Below are 18,758 nucleotides of genomic sequence, written 5' to 3' on the forward strand. Positions count from 1 at the left end.
CGCAAGCCGTCCTCGGCCACGAGACGTAACGAGTTCTCACACAGCCCCGGGACAAATGCAGATCGCGATTCCGACAGCTGAATTACTCACCCGTCACCGACGGTGCGCGCGAAACCCAGAATCCTGACCCCTGGGCCAAGCGACTATTTCAATTTCGTTCGCATGCCTTCCCACAGCGACACCGTCGCTAAGAGCGCTTGAACTACACAATGTGAGGGAGAACGAATTTTTCTGCTCATTGCACAAGACTGGACCTATCGACTTGACAATGCTACTCAGCAATTTAGTCTAGACAAGACAATGGTTTGAAGGCGGATTCAATGACCTTAGCGGTTCTTGGCATTAGTGGATTCCGCATATGCGGCGACAGTTCGTCGCGCCACCGCAGCCGGTGTATGAACCTGGTCCATTCACACCCAGATCGCCATGGTATTATGAACGGGATGCGGCATCTGGTGAAGGTGATTTGACACATGCCACGTATCCGAAACACGTTGCTTTCTTTCTGCGCCAACCCTTTCGTTCCCTTCGATGACGCGTTCGGCATGGGGTCTTGGTCATGACAGGGCATCGGCCCGTGTCTCGCCGGGCGCGTGTCCTTGTAGGTCAGGGATCTGGTCGCTCACGCTGTCTGAAACAGTCATCTATGTGAAGAGCTTTTTCCGAGTTCGATCAGAGTTCGATTGAATTTCAGTCGCGGTTTTTTCGCAGTGACGATGTAGTACGAACTGCTCCCGGTTGTTCACCGGGAGTGCGGTAGCCGTCGCGAGCTATCGGATTGAATCTAACACTTGGTGCTCGCGCTTGACGGCGGTGAACAGCGTCGTGGAGCCGTTGCACTTGTAGTCATGAGTCATCGTGCCAGCATGGCCCTTCTTTAGCTGCAGCCCGGGTTGGGTATGATCGAGCGCCAGCATCTGGCTCCTGTCATCAACCGAAAGCACAATGGCGTGGGCAGGCGGATCTATGTAAAGCCCGACTACATCGCGCAGCTTGGCGACGAACTTGGGATCGGTGGAGAGCTTGAACTACTGCATCCGATGCGGCTAGAGTTCGTGCGCCCACCAGATGTGCTGGACCGAGCTGACGCGGATCCCCGACGCTTCGGCCATCATCGCACCGGTTCAGTGGGTCGCTTCGACCGGCGGATGCCCGAGACAGCTGTGTGTTGTCAAGCAACAGTCCGGCGAAGCCTTCCTCTATGAAGCGTTCCTGCCAGCGCCAGACGCAGGTCTTGGACTCTCCGGTCCGACGCATTGTCTCATTGGTGCCCACTCCCTTAGCGGTCAACAGGACAATCTCGGCCCGCCAGGCGTGCTTCCGGGCCACTTTGCGGTCCGCATCAAGGCTTGCAGCTGGCGTCGGTCGGCTAGCGAGAAGGTGACAGAAATCTAGTCAGCATCCGTCAAATTCGCACATGCCAAAGCCAACTGGAATTCCCACAGAGGTATAATCGTTCGGTTTTATCCACAAGTTCGTGAAAGCAATTGCCGACTAAGTTGGTACGTTTTGGAGCGTTATCGGAGTTTTGCATGGCTTTAGGAGTCTCGAGAGGCGCTAAATGGACTTTCCGCAGCCCAAGAGAGCGGCTTTTTTGTTGATGCAATGAAATCAATGACTTAGGTGATGGTAGATTTGCAGCTCTGGAAATCGCGACGGCCCCTCAAAAGGGTCTTGTGAAGTGCACTCGATCCGGCGGCTGCGGCGTATCGCAAAGACGCCGAACGATGCCGCAATCCACCGCAGCGCCACGGCACCTCACGCGGTCCCTGGCGCAGTCCCTTATAGGTACCTTCAGCATGGGGTGCGGTTCGAAATTAAGCTGGTGGCTCGGACGCCCAGGGCCAATTTCGCCAGCCGGTTATTTTGCAAACGACAGGCGCCGGCCAAAAACGTCAACGACCCAGTTCGCGAAAACCCGGGTGACAAATTGGAGCGAGGTGGCCGGCCTAAGGCTGGCTCTCCGTCCTGTGCCGGCGCTCGGCTCCGGCTTTCCACCACGAGATATAAAGGCGGCCGAACTTGAACACAGGTATCTTCCGGTCCCGTTCGAGCGTGCGCAGATGCTGTTCGGTTCTTAGTTTCAGTTTGCCATTTGGCAGTTGGATAGAAAAACGCATTGTCACAAAATCCCATACCCTGAATTCAGTGTAGCAGATTGAGTCATTGTTGTCGATTCAGGGGTGCTATCCGGAAATCAACTTCGCTAGAATTGGCAAGTTGGGACCGATTGGAAACGTGGCTATCGCTTTCATAATGAAACCGGAAATCCAGTACAGGAAGTTCTTTTGCAACGGGAATTACAGCGCGTTTTGAACACCATTCCGTATCCGAAACATCGCGTTCATTCACTGTTTCTCATGCCGCCAATCTCGTTTCTCAGGCCAGGGGATGAGAGCTGACCGGGTCGAGCGAAATGAGGCAGGGCGTCATCAGGACGGTGTTGATCGTCTTGTTCTGGGCGGAATTGGTGCTTGTGCTTTATGGCGTCACCATTGGTATCGAATTGCAGCGGGAGATCCTCAGCATCACGAATATCAACAGCGGCTGGCTTCATGTTGTGGCCTTTCTGGTAATGGCGCTGACCGCGTTCCTTATTTGGGATCGGACGTTTCTGATCGTGGCAGCGCTTGTGCTGCTCGCCGTTCTCATAGAGGCGGCACAACTGGTCATTCACGGCCGCACGGCATCCGTTCTGGATGGCGTGGCGTCGTCGGCGGGTATCGTCTTCGGCTCGGTCTACTGGCTCCTCTATCGGCGCTTATGGCCGAGCGCGGGTGACCCGAATGTGTATGGCGATGGCGGTGGTCAAACCCCCGCGATTACCAGTCCACGGGACACCGAGTGAAAGACTTTGGCAGATGGCGTGTCATGCGTGTGACCTACGCGTGCTGGGATCTTCTTTTATTCCCCGCGAAATGAAGCTTTTGCAGAAAAGTTGGGAACGATGAATTCCGAAGCCGCAATCAAAACCCACGTAAAATCTCCGAGCACCAAGGCGCGGACAAAGCCGGCGCCTTATTGGTTGAGCCAGCTGTTACGTCTGAGGTTCCAGTTGATCGGGCTTTTGACCGTGGCGGCGCTCCTGCCTGCGTTTGTCAGGGGAGGCTACACGTTTGCCGGAATGGCAGCTGGAAACAATCTGCAAACTTTGACTGGCGTAGCGGCGGCGTCCGTGCTCGGTTGGTTTCTGCACAGACGTCTCAGCGATTTTCCGGGCACGCTTTCCACAAGCTATATTGGCTCGGCTTTCGCTGGGTCTTTTGGCGTTACCGTACTGATCTATTTTCTGTTCCGGATCGACTATAGCCGCTCGATCTTCGTCGTCGGATTTGCGGTAAGCATTGTCTGGATGTATCTGGTCTGCATCCTTGAGAACAGGTACAAGAGATTCAAGCTTGGATTCATCCCCCTTGGCGCAACCGGCAATCTGGATGACCTTGACGGCGTGGTATGGCACCGAATTGAAAATCCGGCTGGAGCGCTCGACGGTCTGGACGGCATCGTGGTCGATCTCAGGGCAGACCTCGATGATGTGTGGGAGAGGTTCATTGCGGATGCCGCTCTACACGGAGTTCCGGTCCACCATGTCAAACAGATACGCGAATCCCTGACGGGCCGACTGGAAATCGAGCATCTGTCGGAAAACACTCTCGGTTCGCTGAACCCCAACCAGGTCTATCTGAAGGTGAAGCACGCTGCGGATTGGATTGCTTCCGCATTGGTACTGGTAGTGATTTGGCCGTTGCTGCTAATTGTCGCGGTTGCGATCCGTATCGACTCCCCAGGTCCGGCACTGTTTATTCAGGAAAGGCGTGGATATCGCGGCATAAACATCAAGGTGATTAAGTTCAGGACTATGCGCGTCGGTGAGATCGATCCTACCGACCGTGAGTCCGCCAAGACGGTCGTGGCCGATCCGCGCGTCACACGAATTGGCCGCTTTCTGCGCGTTGCACGCATCGACGAACTTCCACAACTGTTCAACATATTGCGTGGTGAGATGAGCCTTATTGGCCCGCGGCCCGAAGCTCTGCCGCTTTCGCAGTGGTATGAATCGGAGCTACCCTTCTATCGCTACCGCCATATCGTCAGACCCGGAATCAGCGGTTGGGCGCAGGTCAACCAAGGCCATGTCACGGAAGTCGACGAGGTTCTGGACAAGCTTCACTATGATTTTTACTATATAAAGAATTTCTCGCTTTGGCTCGATCTGCTCATTATACTGAAGACCGTGCGGACCGTGATTGGCGGTATTGGTGCCCGCTGAGACCATGTAGTTGCCCCATCCTATTCGTCATGGCGACTGGGACGAGCAAAATTACTGTGGACGTGATCGCGCCCGCCTATTGGGGTTCAACTGGCCATCACCGAAAGTAGCCGCCGGTCCTATACCAGCGCCAGGCATCAGCAATCATTTGTTGGAGTGTCGAGCGCTCGGGCGTCCAGCCCAGCTCCTCAGCCGCCCGCCGGCTGCCAGACACCAAAGCGGCGGCGTCGCCCGCGCGTCGCGGGCCGTAGTTATGAGGGACGTCATGTCCTGTTGCGGCTTTGCCCTCGGCGATGACCTCTTTGACAGAGAAGCCGGTGCCTGTTCCCAAGTTGAACGCCCGGCTGCCTTTGCCCTCTTGCAGCCATTCCAGACCTTTGATGTGGGCATCGACCAGATCCATCACATGCACATAGTCGCGCACGCATGTTCCATCCGGCGTGGGATAATCCGTGCCGTGGATGGTCAATGCCTCACGCGCACCAGCGGCGACCTCGATCATCACTGGGATCAGATGGGTTTCTGGCTGGTGGCATTCGCCGATTTCTGCGTCAACGTCCGCGCCGGCAACGTTGAAGTACCGAAACACCACCGTTCTCAGCGCATGGCTCACGCCAAAGTCGCGCAGGATTTCCTCCACAGCCCGCTTTGACGCCCCGTAGGCACTGAGTGGCATCTGCGCGCTCTGCTCATCCAGCACAACGCCGTCTTGGTCGCCATAGATCGCGCAAGTCGACGAAAACACCATTTGTTTGCAGCCGGACTCTACCATTGCCTCAACTAGGTTGAGCGATCCAAGCACGTTGTTGCGCCAGTAGCGCCCCGGCTCTCTCGTTGACTCGCCCACCTGGCTCAGCGCTGCGAAATGCATCACAGCAACGGGTTCATACTCTGCGAAGGCAGCGTCCAGTGTGCCACGATCCAATAGATCGCCCCGAATGAATGGACCGAATTTCACCGCACTGGTCCAGCCCGTCACAAGATTGTCGAAGCTCACCGGAACGTAGCCTTTCTGCAACAGAAGTTTGCAAGCATGTGAACCGATGTAGCCCGCACCGCCAGTGACCAAAACATGCTTCATGCATACCGCCCCTTCAAATGATAGACTAATACCTGCGGCTTGTTTCATATCGACCGCATTTAGTCCGCTCCTCCCGCAACGCGGGTCTGGCCGCCCCTGATTTCCACGAAGACCAAGACACCCCGGTCCAGCGCCATCTTATCCACGTCCGCCTCGAAAGTCGCAAACGGCCCCTTTGTCTGCATCACCTGATCGCCAGATATAAGAAGCTTCCGAGGCAAAGAGGCACTGCCGCCTGCTTCCTTGCCGAATTTCACCAGCCGCGCAATCTCTTTTGGTCGATTTTGACGTTACGCCCAAGGCCTCTCGCCACATCAAAGGCCACGAAAATGTAGTCCGGAAAAAGCGGGCGCATGGCGGTGACAACTTGAGGCTGCCCTGGCATGCTTCCCCATCGGCATAAAAGTCGTGAAGCCCTTCCGCCTGAGGTTCCGGTCGGCGATAGGGGTGCAGTTCGGCTTTGGCTGGCTGAGCCAGGAACTATCTTCTCTCGTGATCGTGGAATGCTATTTTGAACCTCTGAACAGCCTCGCGTGCCTCACATCGCTCAAGTCGAACGGATGCGAGCGAGGTTCCTCAAGAAGGCAAGTGACCTGCATCCGGATTTCCGGACCGTTCTGAGCTGGAATTTTCCACTTATGATCCCGGTATCGGGAGAAGGAGGATTCCGTGAAGAGGTCGAAGTTTACGGAGGCGCAGATCCCTTTCATTCTGCGCCAGGCTGAGGAAGGCACGGCGGTCGCTGAGGTGTGTCGCAAGCCGGGCATTTCGGACGCCAATCTATTACTGGAAGAAGCGCCACGGCGGCCTGACGCCGTCCGAGGTCAAGCGGATGCGCCAGTTGGAAGACGAGAACAACCGGCTGAAGAAGATCGTCGCCGACCTGACGCTGGGCGACGCCATGTTGCAGGAATGTCGTGTGCCGAAATGTATGGTCCGCTTCGTCCTTGCAAGGCTTTTGGGGGTCTCGTGGGGAGCACAGGACGCTGCGTCGCCTGGGCGGCGTCGATCGCGCACAGGAACGACATCGGCGGCAAGACGCCGGGTTCGATGGAGGTCGACGTCTCGGAGATCTTCCAGGAGGGGCTCAGGCTGTCGGCCGTGCCCCTGATGCAGGACGGCAGGCCGATCGGCGCGGTGTTCGATATCTGCTTAAATGTATCCGGCCTCTCGCGAGTGGGCTGCTATTGCAGCCACGCCAAGATGAGATTCGCGCGCACAGTTCCTGTATAACTTGATCGTGCCTGAGCACGCTTTCGGCAGGAAAGCTTACAGTGCGCCGATCAACTGTTTCGTCATCGGCTCCTCGAACCTCTCAGTCTGTCGACCGAGAACTCACGCTGTCGCGGGGTCACGACGTTCGTAGATCGCTCCCGGCCGATTGATGATTACCCACGCGCGCGAGCGACCTTGGCCGCCGGCGCGACGGCGACCTTGTTGACGTGCATTCGCTTCTGCAATCCGTCGATCCAAGCACCAAGGCGGTCTCGGCTTCGATCGAGGTGCATGACACATGATAGAGCACCGTGGATCAGCAGGCGCCGAAGATAGTGATTGCCACGTCGACTGATACCCAGAAGGGTGGGCTTCCCACCGGTCGAATGCTGGCGCGGAACGAGCCCCAGCCATGCAGCCATGTCGCGGGCCGATCGGAACTGCCGACCATCTCCGGCTGAGGCAAGAATCGACGTAGCCACAAGCGGCCCGACGCCCGGTACTGTCATCAAACGGCGGGATCGTTCGTCCTGGGCTGCAGTGGCTTCGATCTCCCGGGTCACAGAAGCGATACGCTCTTCGAGGCGACGTAAGTCGTCGAGCAGATCTGCCAGGAGCCGTCGCATCATCGGCGTCAGATCGTTCTCCTCGTTGCTCAGCACGCGCGGTATGTCAGCCTTGAACTTGCCGATGCCCTGGTGGATCGCGACGCCAAACTCGATGCACATCGCCCGCATCTAACAGACCAACCGGGTTCGGTTGGCGACCATGCGGTCACGGATTCGGTGAAGTGCCTGCAGCTCGGCCTGAGCGGCAGACTTGATCTCGACGAAGCGCATCGTCGGCCGCGTTACCGCCTCCGCGATTGCCGCGGCGTCGATGACGTCGTTCTTGTTCGACTTCACGTAAGGCTTTACGAACTGCGCAGGGATGATGCGAACTCGGTGTCCGAACGCCTGCAGATGGCGTGCCAGCCACTGCGATCCCGGACAGGCCTCCATGCCGATCAGCGCCGGCGCTGCAACTCTGAAGAACTGCAAGAGAGTGTCTCTCCGGAGCTTCCAGTTGCCGATGATTGCGCCGTCTGCATCGGCGCCTGCAATGTGGAAGACGTTCTTGCCGAGATCGATACCGCAGACCGCGGCGTTCGTGGGTTTGCGATGGGTCATGATCACTCCTCCTGTCTGCATCGCTATCGTCGCACTGGCGGACGGAGCGGACCATCCTATTAGCTATGAGGCCTGCCCGTCGGCGGCGGCTTGTGGATGAGGTCCGGGCGGATTGGAAGTTGTCTATCCGCCGGGCCTGTGCGACGTTCCGGATCGATACGTCGCTCTATCACTACAAGTCGAAGCGCGGCGAGCAGGCCGACCTCAAAGCCAGGATCAGCGAGATCGCCCAGACGCGGGTGCGTTATGGCTATCGGCGCGTACATGTCCTGCTGCGTCGCGAGGGCTGGGTGGTCAATCCGAAACGGATCTATCGCCTTTACAAGGAGATGGGCCTTCAGCTGCGGAACACTGAAGCGGACAGGCAATCGATCCAGTGAATCGATTGCCCGCCGAAGGCCAAGCGCCGGGTGAAGGCGAAGCTGCGAGAGGACCGGACCGATGCGACACAGGGCAACCAGGTCTAGGCGATGGACTTCGTCCATGCCAACTGGCGACGGGCCGCAAGATCCGTGTGCTCACCGTCGTCGACACCGTTTCGCGTTTCTCGCCAGTGGTCGATCCACGGTTCAGCTAGGCTCAGGACCTATTAATTTGGTTTGAGATGTGATTCACGGCTTCCGACAGGAGGCCTGGTGATGGGTGATTTGTTTCTGCTGAGCGAGCGCCAGATGGCGCGGATTTCGCCCTTCTTCCCGCTGTCGCACGGGGTGCCGCGTGTCGATGACCGCCGGGTGGTGAGCGGCATCGTCTACGTGATCCGCAACGGACTGCAGTGGAAGGACGCGCCGGCTGGCTACGGGCCGCACAAGACGCTCTACAACCGCTTCATCCGCTGGAGTTGGCTCGGCGTCTTTGACCGCATCTTCGCCGGCCTCGCCGGCGAAGGGCCTAGGCCCGAGCGCATCATGATCGACGCGACGCATCTTAAAGCCCACCGCACGGCTGCGAGCCTGCATAAAAAGGGGATGTTCCCCGTCGTATCGGGCGAACAAAAGGCGGGCTGAACTCGAAGCTTCACACGGTTTGCGACGGTGAAGGCCGGCCAATCATCCTGCTCCTGTCGGAAGGCCAGATGAGCGACCACAAAGGCGCCCGTCTCGTCCTTGGCGCATTGCCGCCGGCCGATCGCGGCTATGACCGCGCCTGGTTCCGCGAGGAACTCGAAGCACGAGGAATCGAACCGTGCATCCCGTCGAGCCGAAGCCGCAAAGTCCCGTACGCCTACGACACCGCGCTCTACCGCCAGCGCCACAAGGTCGAGAACCTATTCGCCAAGCTCAAGGACTGGCGGCGCATCGCAACCCGCTACGACCGATGCGCCCACACCCTCTTCTCGCCATCTGCATCGAAGCCGCCGTCATCTTCTGGCTTTGATCAATGAGTCCTGACCCTAGAGCGGCGAGGATGTGGTCAAGACCTTGGAACTTGCCTGTAAGACGATCGGCTATCCGACCGCGACCAAGGTCGACCAGGGCTCCGAGTTCACCTCCCGCGACCTCGACGTGCGGGCATACCAGAAGGGTGTCGAGCTCGACTTCTCGCGGCCGAGAAAGCCCACGTACCATGCATTCATCGAGTTGTTCAACGGCAAGTTCCGGGCAGAGTGTCTCAACGCCCACTGGTTCCTGAGCCTTGACGACGCCCGGGCAAGATGGAGGAATGGCGTTACAACGCGGTCCGACCCCACAGCGCGATCGGCAACAAACCGCCGGTATCGCTCATGAAAGGCTCCTCGGCGGCCGCGCCACCATGAGCTCCCACCTCGGAAGTTTCTGCTGGGGCGATTCAAAGACGGGGAGCAGCTCAGTGTCGGACTTGTCATTCAGGCAAGAACTTGAATATTGACGCTTCGACGCACGGCGCACTTGGCGCAGCCTGAGATTGATGGGCGCGCCTCCCGTTAGTTCCGTTGTTGATGCGGTGGACGGCTCTCCTCCTCCCTGCGGTATGATCGCGGGATCAGAGCTGGAGGAGCACCACGACGAGCAACATCACGGCAATCGGTCTGGATATCGCGAAGTCCGTATTTCAGGTTCACGCAGTGGATTCGGCCGGCGAGGTTGTCGTTCGCCGGAGGTTGACGCAAGGGCGTGTCCTCGCCTTCTTCGAGAGCCTGCCGCGATGCCTGGTCGGGATCGAGGCCTGCAGTTCCTCGCATTATTGGGCTCGCGAGCTGATCGCACTCGGCCATGATGTGCGGCTGCTGCCGGCATAGTACGTAAAGCCCTATCTGAAGCGACAAAAGAATGATGCAGCGGACGCAGAGGCAATCTGCGAGGTCGTGACCCGACCCACCATGCGCTTTGTGCCGGTGAATTCGCCCGAGCAGCAAAGCGTGATGATGCTGCACCGGGTCCGGTTGATGCTCGTGCAGCTGATGGCCCGGCGAACGACCAAGGTTGCAGCCGTTGCGCTCGCCAACAAGACCGCTCGGATGGTCTGGGCATTGATGACAGGCGGCGAGCGATACAGGGAGCCGATCATAGCATAGAACAAGACAAGGCGAGCGATCGCCGACGAGGTTAAAAAGGGCGGACAGAGCTGATGCACAAAGCTGGTTGATACCGCCGGATCAGGAAAACCGACTGGGGCCGTGCACTTCGAGTGCGGGCTGTCGATCGGGACCTGAGACGCGCGAATGGCATTATGGCCAGCGGCACATGAAAGGCCGCACCCACAGGCCGGCTACATGGCCGCACCAACCAGCAGATGCAAAAGGCTCCAAAATCCCTTGCAACGGAGAGCCGTCCATACACGGCTCCATTAGCACACAGCTTTCTGCGGTTCTTGACGAAGTAGTCGTCCACGAGCTCCTGGTGCCACCCATTCTGCGACTTGTAAGGGTGCACGGCGTCTGCTATCGCTCGAAACTGAACGATGCTAAGTATCCTTCACATCGATTTGCGCAAGCCAAGGTGTTCTGCGAGATTTGGAAATGAGCAAGCGTAATATGATTCAGGAGGACACGCATTTCCGCGTGCTTCGCCACCTGCAGGACAACCCTGAAATGTCACAACGGGAACTGGCGGAAGCTGTAGGGGTCAGCGTTGGTGGGATGCACTACGTTCTAAACGCACTGATCGAAAAGGGTTTCGTGAAACTTGGGAATTTTACTGCAGCAGAGGACAAGCGGCGGTATGCTTACTTGCTAACGCCCCAAGGCATTAGAGAAAAATCACTAATTACTGGCAGATTCCTTAAACGGAAATTTACGGAATACGAGGCACTGAAGGCAGAGATTGAGACGCTTCGCCACGAGCTTGGCGACGAGGTCATGCCCGAAGTTGCAGGCAAGAAATATTGATCGCCTGTTATCAGCGGAGGTTATTCCATGAATGACGGTCGAAAGCGACTTTCGATCCCTGTGGAAGGGCCGACTTTGCGGCTGAGGCTGATCGATCCGGGCGACGCTGCTTATTTGCATGGCCTGCGCACTGATCCCGCCTATAGCCGGCACCTGTCCACAGTCGAGGGGACGGTCCTGGATCAGCAGCGATGGATCGAGGCTTACAAGCATCGAGAGGCGGCCGGGCAAGAGCTCTATTTCATCATCGAACGACACGACGACACACGGTGCGGCACGGTACGGCTTTATGACATCGGGATAGAGCGCTTCACCTGGGGAAGTTGGATCCTCGACCAAAACAAGCCGCAAAAGGCGGCGGTGGAAAGTGCGTTGCTATCGTTTGGTGTGGGATTCGACGTGCTGGGTATCAGCTTGGCGCAGTTGAAAGTGCACGACCAGAACCAGCACGCGATCAGCTTCTACCGGCGCTTTGGCATGACAGAAATCTTACACTTCGGATCCGAAATACATTTCGACTATCCGCGCACCCGGTTTGAGGCGGACCGGGCCACCTATCTGGCAATCCTTCAAAACGAGCCCCGAGCATGACCGGATTTCCGACCGACGGCATTATTCCCGAAACCGCCCGAATCGACCCGACTGTCATGATCGGGCCGCGTGTAGTCCTCGCAGGTGATGGGATCGAGCTGCGTGCGGGTGTTAGGTTGGATGCCGCATGCGTTATCGGCGAAGGAATAACTGTTGGACAAGGCGCTTGGGTTCGAGCAGGCGCCGTGGTGCTGCGCTCGGTCCCCCCAAACGCGATCGTCGAGGGTAATCCGGCTCAGGTCGTAGGCTATCTCGATGGCGCCATTTCCGACCGGCGCCCGGACCCACGTCATGTCGATAGAGACATTTACAATCACCGTTCAAGACCGGCCAGCGTGCCGCTCGAAGTCGGGGACTGCGCGCTTTACTTGATGCGCAGGATCGAAGACGCCCGTGGCGCCGTAACCGTCGGCGAGATACGCAAAGAGATGCCGTTTTCTCCGGCGCGTTATTTCGCCGTTTTTAATGTGCCATCGGTCGAATTGCGGGGAGAGCACGCTCACAAGAAGTGTCAGCAGTTTCTGATATGCTTGCACGGTTCCTGTCGCGTTCTTCTGGATGACGGAAGTCATCGTTGCGAGGTAACGCTTGACCGGCCAGATATGGGCGTGTTCATGCCAGAGATGATCTGGGGCACACAGTATCGCTACAGCCCGGATGCCGTGCTTCTCGTATTCGCATCCCGGCCCTACGAGACCGATGATTACCTACGCACCTACGATGAATTTCTAGCCGCTCGGCTAGGGGCCAAGTGATGAGGACCCCCTTTTTGGACGTTGGTGCCGCCTACCATGAGTTGAAGGTTGAGATCGACGCCGCAGTAGGACGTGTGCTTGAGAGTGGCTGTTATATTCTTGGTGCGGAGGTCGAGGCATTTGAGGCCGAGTGGGCCGCCTATTGCGGCGCGCGACATGCCGTTGGTTTGGCAAACGGGCTTGACGCGCTCATTCTTGCGCTTCGCGCGCTAGAGATTGGACCGGGCGACGAGGTGATCGTGCCCTCCAACACCTATATCGCCACTTGGCTTGCAGTGTCGGCCGTCGGCGCCCGGCCAGTGCCAGTCGAGCCAGACCCCGCGACCTACAACATTGACCCAAAATTGATCGAGGCGGCGATCACGCCGGCGACGAAGGCGCTGCTGCCGGTGCACCTCTATGGCCAGCCTGCTGACATGGACCCGATCCTCGCTTTCGCGCGATCACGGGGGCTGCGCGTATTGGAAGATGCGGCACAGGCGCACGGCGCGGGCTACAAGGGGCAGCGCATTGGCGCTCACAGTGATGTGGTGTGTTGGAGCTTCTATCCAGGCAAGAACCTCGGCGCTCTTGGGGACGGCGGTGCGATAACGACCAACCAGGCCGATCTAGCAGAGCGGATCAGTGTTCTGCGAAATTACGGCAGCAGGGTGAAATATGTCAACGACGAGCAGGGGGTGAACTCGCGCCTTGATCCGATCCAAGCAGCTGTCCTGCGCGCAAAGCTTCAGCATCTGGATGCTTGGACGGTGCGCCGCCGCACCATCGCAGCGTTCTACAATGAGCGTCTGAAGGATATTGGCCTAATCCTTCCCTATGTGCCTAAATGGGCGGATCCTGTTTGGCACCTATATGTCGTCAGATCGGAGAACCGCGAAAGGCTCCAGAACCGCCTAACGCGAGAGGGGGTGGGAACCCTTATCCACTACCCGATTCCGCCTCATATGCAGGCGGCCTATGCAGCACTTGGCCATTCGCCTAACACATTCCCGCTTGCGCGGACGCTCGCGAACGAGGTTCTGAGCTTGCCGATGGGGCCCCATCTAGACCTGAAGCAAGCTGAAACCGTGTGCAAGGCAGTTTCAGGCGTGGCTTGATCGCATATCAGAGTTTGCCGTGAGCATACTGACGAAAGAGATGTATCTGTCGCTGGCCGTGATGTGGGCAGCCCATTCCGTCAACAGCATCATTTCGCTAGTGCGAATGAAGCTGATAGCGCTGCTCGTTGGTCCCGCAGGCATCGGGGTTCTAGGCCTCTTCCAGAGTTTCCAATCGACAGCGACAACACTCGCTGGGCTTGGCCTGACCACGAGCAGTGTCCGCGAACTGGCTGGTGCGCGATCGGATGAGCATGTATTCTCAGTAGTTCAGTCAGCACTGTTCGTGGGCCTGTTTCTTCAGGGAAGCATTGCCATGCTTGCGGTTTGGTTACTGCGTTCTCAGATCGCGATATGGATATTCAACGATCCGTCTTTCGACTTCGAAATCGGAGTCCTCGGGATCACGATCCTGCTGACGATGATCGGATCCTCGCAAGTAACACTTCTACAGGGACTGCGCCGGGTCAAGGATCTTGGAAAGATCATGACAATTAGCGCGCTGATCAGCACTGTTGTTGGTGTCACTGTCATCTGGTGGATCGGAGACCGCGGGATCGTCTGGTTCATGCTGACCCAATCGGTGATCGTGATCGTGGTCGCTCATGCCTACGTCCGAAGACTCGGAAACACCGGACGCCCGAAATTGGATCTGCGAGCGCGTATAAGGCGCTGGTCCCAAATGGTCCATTTGGGAATACCGTTCATGCTGGGTGCTTTGGTTGCTGCGTTTTCGCTACTGACGGTTCGAGCTGCGCTTGTCGAGAGCGCGGGGCTGGATGTTGCCGGGTATTTTTCCGCGTCTTGGTCGATTTCTCTTTTGTATGTCAATTTTATCTTGCAGGCGATGAATACCGACTACTTCCCACGACTGAGCGAAACCGATGCCGATCACAGGAAGACCTCGGAACTGATCAATACCCAGATTCTGGTCAACCTGTCCATCGGCGGCCCGATTATCTTGGTGACAATTGTCTCGGCACCCTGGTTGATCAGGTTGCTTTATTCCGCTTCTTTCGCGCCGACAGCTGAACTCCTTCAGTGGCAAGCGCTCGGCAACGCGCTCAAGCTTTTCAGCTTGCCGCTCAGTTATGTTCTAGTGGCGCGTGGCCACTCCATAGTGTTCTTCCTAGCTGAGGTTTTCTGGAACGGATTGTTCATCGGCATCATCGTCGGAGGGTTCGAGAGCCTTGGGTTGACGATTGTCGGGGTCGCTTATCTCGTGGCCTATGCCATTTTTCTTGCTCTCCACGTTCTATACCTGAGAGCCAAGCTGCAGCTGTTGGTTTCGCAGGATGCTGTGCTGATCGGCGCAACAGTGTTCGTTGCTGCCGCGATCGTGATGTTTCTGTCGCGCAATTTCGGCGTCTACGGTCTCGGCTTTGGCGTGGTTTTCTCGCTGGCTGGCAGCGCGTTCGGAATTCGGGTTGCTTTTGCGAGGATGGCGCGTGCGAACACCCCAGTGCCAGCACGTATCAGACGTATATACGCGATGATCGGTTGGCATCTGCCGGCGTCAAGCTCGGCCACTGATGGAAATGAACCGATCGTCATCAGACCCAGGCCACTGTGATGACAAAGGTCACTCCGAAAAATGGTGCGGGCAACAAGTCGCAACCGATTCATGACTTAAATTTCGAGAATAGTTCCGTAATATTGTCTCAGCTGCCCCCCCCGCCGCCGCCGATGCCTACGGAAGGCTTACCGTTTCCGCGGATCAATCTGAGCGAAGTGACGGACTTCTACGAAAATCTAGTCTCACGTGCGTTGGCGCTGGTCGACAAAGGTAGGATGTCAGAGACCCTAGCCATGATCGCTGAGGCAGCGAAGATCGCCTACCTGATCAATTGGCGCTTTCAAGACGCGCGCCTTGAGGGTGCCCTCGAACGCGTCAGCGCCTCGTTGCTTCCAACCGAGAACTGTCCGCCATCTAGCGGCGAACGGATTGTCTTCTTCGACAGCTGGGGAATGGATGTTCGTGGTCTAAGCCTTCAATATGTGCGTGCTCTGAACGCGGTCGGAGCCAAGATTCTTTTCATCTGTGAGAGCCGCAACGACGCGGGGTCGGTAGGCCTGCGCGATGAACTGTCTAGCGCCCCAGAGACGCAATCACTTTACCTTAACGGAGTGACTGACGAGATAGAAAAGGCACGGCGAATCCATAAGTCAATATCCGGCTTCGGTCCGAGCCGGATCATGATGCACATGAACCCTTGGGCGGTGGGCGCGATTACCGCGTTCCACGCCTTTCCAGGGGTGCCAAAATACCAGATTAATCTGACAGACCACGCCTTTTGGCTCGGCACCGGCTGCACTGACTATTCGGTGGAGTTTCGCGACTACGGTCTGATGATTAGCCAGAATAAGCGCGGTATTCCCGCAGCCCGGACTATCCTGAACCCCTATTACCCGATCGTCGAGGACAGCCATATCGGTTCGGTTCCCGAACGGGGAGACGACGACGTTGTCATCTTCACCGGCGGTGCATTCTACAAGATGTATGGGCGTGAAGGGTATTTCTTTGACCTGATTTCGAGCCTACTTGACGATTATGAGAACGTAGTGGTGTGGATTGCCGGCAATGGACGGACGACATTGCTGGAACAGTGCTTGCGCCGCCATCTCGAGACCGGGCGGGTTAAGTTGATCGGAAACCGCAAAGATATCAACGCGGTATTCAGGGCGACCGACATTTACCTCTCAACCTATCCGTTTTGTGGTGCGCTGATGGCGCAGCTCGCGGCCGCAAACGACGTTCCGATCCTGTCGTTCACCAGCCCCGATTTGGTCACCAACAATCTTGAAGACATCGTCGGTACGGATGGCGTTCCCCAGATCACTTTCACCGATGTCGGCAAGTTCCGGCAGGCGGCTGCCGAGCTGATCACGGACGTAAACAAGCGGACATCTGCCGCCTCGGCGGCCAAGGCAGCTATGCACAATCGGGCCACTTTTGAAAGGCGCATGGTTGAAATCCTGTCGCGCACCGAAGATCGCCCACGAACTGCGTCGAATCTGATGCAGATAGACTATAATGCCTTTACAAGCCTTTACTTGGAGATCGAAAACCATTTTCAGGACGAGCTTGCAAAACGGCTCTTGCGGAACTCGACGCTTCATTCGGCACTTAAGTTTCCCCTGTTGACTGCTAAAGCGGCCATTCAGGTCGCGTCTTTCTCACTGTTAAAGCGAGCGAACAAAGCGTGACCGCTAGCGGCAAAACTTGCGAGGCAAATTGAAATGGGCAGGAGACTGATCCATTTTGTAGCGCAGGTCGCGCTCGTGCTTTTTTTTCCAGTCTTGTCACATAAGGGGATCTTCTGGCGATATAAGGTTATGGGTCTAGCTTTTACTGCCCGCAATCGCGGAAAATTCAAACGCATGGACAAAGACGTGTTTCTTTCCAGCGACCTCATCCTTAGGGGGCCGGAATTCATCGAGATTGGTCGTGGTGCGAGTGTCGGTCCGAGATGTTCTCTAACCGTCTGGGATGTCGGGATGAATAGTGGCCGAGTTTGCCTGAAAATCGGCGACGACACCTCAATCGGGGAAGGGGCGCATATCACCGCAGCCAACAGCATCCAGATCGGCAACAATGTCCTGTTCGGTAAACACATCACTGTCTCGGACAACAATCACGGTGATACCACGCTTGCCGCGGTCGAGGTGCCTCCCCCTCAGCGCCCCCTAGTGAGTAAGGGGCCGGTGGTAATCGAAGACAACGTGTGGATTGGCGACAAGGCGACCATTCTTGCAGGCGTGACAATTGGTCGAGGCGCTATCGTCGCCGCCAATTCGGTCGTGACTCACGACGTTCCGGTCGCCTGCGTCGTTGCCGGCGTGCCGGCCAGATTGGTGAAGAGAATGGAATGAGCGAAGGCCTTAGCCCAGCCTCGATTCAGCCCGCTATATTGAAGCCGTTGAAAGAATGAAAACACCGCAATGAGTTCTTCTTCCCAATCGATCTTTCAACCTGACACAGACCGGTGCATCTTTACTATCTGCACTAAGAGTTACATCGGTCTTGCGAATGCTCTCGGGGCGTCATTACATGCGCGAGGCGTTGCAGCCGACTACGTGATCGTCATTGTCGATCACAACATCACCGACGTGTCTAGCCCATTTGGAAGGCTGGTGCCCGCCACCGAGATCTGTGGTTACGACACGGCGCGATGGGCTGAGCGCGCATTCAAGTATGACCTCGTCGAACTCTGCACGTCGATCAAGGCGCGATGTTTCCAGGCGCTGTTCGAGGCCGGATATGATAAGGTCATCTACTTCGATCCAGACATCATCGTGTTTGATGATCTGCATACCGTGTTCACCGGCCTAGAGGATCACGATGTCGTCGTCACACCGCATCGGCTGGCTTACGACAGTGACATGCCCGCCCGCGGAGGTGTGTTCAACATCGGCTTTCTCGCCGCACGCAGGAGCCTAGCGAGCGACCGGGTGTTAGCTTGGTGGGACGCGCGCCTTGAGAACCGGTCGCTGAGCGATCCGATACGTGGCTTTTTCACCGACCAGAAATGGCTGGACCACCTGCCGGTTCTGCTGCGCGACGGGCGACTGATGGTGTCTGGGCATCCCGGCATGAACTTGGCGCCATGGAACTTCGGCGAACGCACCCTTGATCGCCGGGGCGAAGGTTGGGTCGTGTCGTTGCGTGGGCATGAGGCAGAACCAAAGCCACTTAGCTTCGTTCATTTCTCAGCCTTCAATTACCGGATGCTTGCACAGGGATTGGTCGACCCGAGCACCGCCGAAGCAGTGGCGCAAGTGCCGAAATTTGCTGAAATATCTGAGGTTCTCGCGAGTTATCTAAGGCAGGGTCGATTTCTCGATTATTCGTCAATTCCTTATGAATTCTCGACTTTTTCGGACGGTCGACCGATCTTGCAAGGTCATCGACGGATTTTCCAGAGACTGCAGGAGCGAGGCGAGAGCTTGCCCGAGCCCTTTTCGACCCAAGGTTTGTTTTACCTGATATTGCAGCGTAGTGGTCTGCTGGCAAGGAAAAGCGCGGGGGGCACAGAGAAGATCCGGGGGAAAGAGCTGGAACGAAAAATCGATCGCGCAGCCTCGCTTCTTGATTCAGTCTCACGGCTAGCCTTGCGCATGGTCGGCTATCCGCGGTTCTCACAATTGAGCAAACTTCTGGTCCGATATTTCCACACGAACAATCATGCACGGCTTCTCCAGTATCGCGGTGAAAAGATTGATGTCGAGTATTTCTAGTTCGGGGGAGAACCGGAGCTCTTCAGTGGTGCCTG

General features: G+C 57.1%; 12 protein-coding genes and 7 pseudogenes. 16 read left to right on the forward strand and 3 right to left on the reverse strand.

What is annotated here, in order from left to right:
- Positions 1-806: 806 nt before the first annotated feature.
- Positions 807-1,391, reverse strand: a pseudogene (locus B9Z03_RS30240) (helix-turn-helix domain-containing protein); the annotation flags it as partial.
- 1,025 nt (positions 1,392-2,416) lie between these two features.
- Between B9Z03_RS30240 and B9Z03_RS11605 the strand changes: the two are divergent.
- On the forward strand, positions 2,417-2,848 hold the full coding sequence (locus B9Z03_RS11605) for a VanZ family protein (RefSeq protein WP_085464350.1): 432 nt from the start codon (positions 2,417-2,419) through the stop codon (positions 2,846-2,848).
- 99 nt (positions 2,849-2,947) lie between these two features.
- Positions 2,948-4,270: a sugar transferase gene (locus B9Z03_RS11610; RefSeq protein ID WP_085464351.1), complete on the forward strand. Its 1,323-nt coding sequence runs from the start codon at positions 2,948-2,950 to the stop codon at positions 4,268-4,270.
- 97 nt (positions 4,271-4,367) lie between these two features.
- Here B9Z03_RS11610 and galE read toward each other — a convergent pair whose 3' ends face one another.
- Positions 4,368-5,351, reverse strand: coding sequence for a UDP-glucose 4-epimerase GalE (gene galE, locus B9Z03_RS11615; RefSeq protein ID WP_085464352.1), 984 nt, complete (start codon positions 5,349-5,351; stop codon positions 4,368-4,370).
- A gap of 669 nt (positions 5,352-6,020) precedes the next feature.
- On the opposite strand from galE, the pseudogene B9Z03_RS30245 reads away from it, so the two are divergent.
- Positions 6,021-6,264, forward strand: a pseudogene (locus B9Z03_RS30245) (transposase); the annotation flags it as partial.
- A gap of 56 nt (positions 6,265-6,320) precedes the next feature.
- A complete protein-coding gene (locus B9Z03_RS30250) occupies positions 6,321-6,584 on the forward strand; it encodes a hydantoinase B/oxoprolinase family protein (RefSeq protein ID WP_244561720.1) in 264 nt (87 codons plus the stop codon).
- Between the two features lie 102 nt (positions 6,585-6,686).
- On the opposite strand, the pseudogene B9Z03_RS30630 reads toward B9Z03_RS30250, so the two are convergent.
- A pseudogene (locus B9Z03_RS30630) lies at positions 6,687-7,735 on the reverse strand (IS110 family transposase).
- A 62-nt stretch (positions 7,736-7,797) separates the two neighbouring features.
- Between B9Z03_RS30630 and B9Z03_RS30255 the strand changes: the two are divergent.
- The 12 genes and pseudogenes from B9Z03_RS30255 to B9Z03_RS11685 form a co-directional block, all read left to right on the forward strand.
- A pseudogene (locus tag B9Z03_RS30255) lies at positions 7,798-8,309 on the forward strand (IS3 family transposase); the annotation flags it as partial.
- A 64-nt stretch (positions 8,310-8,373) separates the two neighbouring features.
- Positions 8,374-9,112 (forward strand): annotated as a pseudogene (locus B9Z03_RS11635) (IS5 family transposase).
- 23 nt (positions 9,113-9,135) lie between these two features.
- Positions 9,136-9,491, forward strand: a pseudogene (locus B9Z03_RS11640) (integrase core domain-containing protein); the annotation flags it as partial.
- Positions 9,492-9,728: 237 nt separating this feature from the next.
- A pseudogene (locus B9Z03_RS11645) lies at positions 9,729-10,112 on the forward strand (IS110 family transposase); the annotation flags it as partial.
- 561 nt (positions 10,113-10,673) lie between these two features.
- On the forward strand, positions 10,674-11,042 hold the full coding sequence (locus tag B9Z03_RS11650; RefSeq protein ID WP_210191367.1) for a MarR family EPS-associated transcriptional regulator: 369 nt from the start codon (positions 10,674-10,676) through the stop codon (positions 11,040-11,042).
- Positions 11,043-11,069: 27 nt separating this feature from the next.
- Complete coding sequence (locus B9Z03_RS11655) at positions 11,070-11,633, forward strand: GNAT family N-acetyltransferase (protein WP_085464355.1); 564 nt, start codon at positions 11,070-11,072, stop codon at positions 11,631-11,633.
- Positions 11,630-12,388 carry a WxcM-like domain-containing protein gene (locus B9Z03_RS11660; RefSeq protein ID WP_085464356.1) on the forward strand — a complete coding sequence of 253 codons (759 nt, stop codon included), beginning with the start codon at positions 11,630-11,632 and terminating at the stop codon, positions 12,386-12,388. The genes B9Z03_RS11655 and B9Z03_RS11660 overlap by 4 nt, the downstream gene beginning before the upstream one ends.
- Positions 12,388-13,485 (forward strand): DegT/DnrJ/EryC1/StrS family aminotransferase, encoded by a 1,098-nt coding sequence (locus tag B9Z03_RS11665; RefSeq protein ID WP_085464357.1) that lies wholly within the window; start codon positions 12,388-12,390, stop codon positions 13,483-13,485. The genes B9Z03_RS11660 and B9Z03_RS11665 overlap by 1 nt, the downstream gene beginning before the upstream one ends.
- 19 nt (positions 13,486-13,504) lie before the next feature.
- Positions 13,505-15,058: an oligosaccharide flippase family protein gene (locus B9Z03_RS11670; RefSeq protein WP_139832235.1), complete on the forward strand. Its 1,554-nt coding sequence runs from the start codon at positions 13,505-13,507 to the stop codon at positions 15,056-15,058.
- A complete protein-coding gene (locus B9Z03_RS11675) occupies positions 15,058-16,692 on the forward strand; it encodes a glycosyltransferase family protein (protein ID WP_139832236.1) in 1,635 nt (544 codons plus the stop codon). Before B9Z03_RS11670 ends, B9Z03_RS11675 begins: the two co-directional genes overlap by 1 nt.
- A 33-nt stretch (positions 16,693-16,725) precedes the next feature.
- The gene (locus B9Z03_RS11680) at positions 16,726-17,358 is read left to right on the forward strand and encodes an acyltransferase (RefSeq protein ID WP_085464360.1); all 633 of its coding nucleotides are present in this window, start codon (positions 16,726-16,728) and stop codon (positions 17,356-17,358) included.
- 69 nt (positions 17,359-17,427) lie between these two features.
- Complete coding sequence (locus B9Z03_RS11685; protein ID WP_085464361.1) at positions 17,428-18,723, forward strand: glycosyltransferase family protein; 1,296 nt, start codon at positions 17,428-17,430, stop codon at positions 18,721-18,723.
- The last annotated feature ends 35 nt before the right edge of the window (positions 18,724-18,758 follow it).

This window comes from Mesorhizobium australicum (assembly GCF_900177325.1).
In the GTDB taxonomy this organism is placed as follows: Bacteria; Pseudomonadota; Alphaproteobacteria; order Rhizobiales; family Rhizobiaceae; genus Mesorhizobium_A; species Mesorhizobium_A australicum_A.

Coding starts and splice junctions, on each gene's coding strand:
- B9Z03_RS11660 (WP_085464356.1), top strand. CDS start 11,630: ATGACCGGATTTCCGACCGACGGCATTATTCCCGAAACCGCCCGAATC.
- B9Z03_RS11685 (WP_085464361.1), top strand. CDS start 17,428: ATGAGTTCTTCTTCCCAATCGATCTTTCAACCTGACACAGACCGGTGC.
- B9Z03_RS11655 (WP_085464355.1), top strand. CDS start 11,070: ATGAATGACGGTCGAAAGCGACTTTCGATCCCTGTGGAAGGGCCGACT.
- B9Z03_RS11680 (WP_085464360.1), top strand. CDS start 16,726: ATGGGCAGGAGACTGATCCATTTTGTAGCGCAGGTCGCGCTCGTGCTT.
- B9Z03_RS11665 (WP_085464357.1), top strand. CDS start 12,388: ATGAGGACCCCCTTTTTGGACGTTGGTGCCGCCTACCATGAGTTGAAG.
- B9Z03_RS11650 (WP_210191367.1), top strand. CDS start 10,674: ATGAGCAAGCGTAATATGATTCAGGAGGACACGCATTTCCGCGTGCTT.
- B9Z03_RS11610 (WP_085464351.1), top strand. CDS start 2,948: ATGAATTCCGAAGCCGCAATCAAAACCCACGTAAAATCTCCGAGCACC.
- B9Z03_RS11675 (WP_139832236.1), top strand. CDS start 15,058: ATGACAAAGGTCACTCCGAAAAATGGTGCGGGCAACAAGTCGCAACCG.
- galE (WP_085464352.1), bottom strand. CDS start 5,351: ATGAAGCATGTTTTGGTCACTGGCGGTGCGGGCTACATCGGTTCACAT.
- B9Z03_RS11605 (WP_085464350.1), top strand. CDS start 2,417: ATGAGGCAGGGCGTCATCAGGACGGTGTTGATCGTCTTGTTCTGGGCG.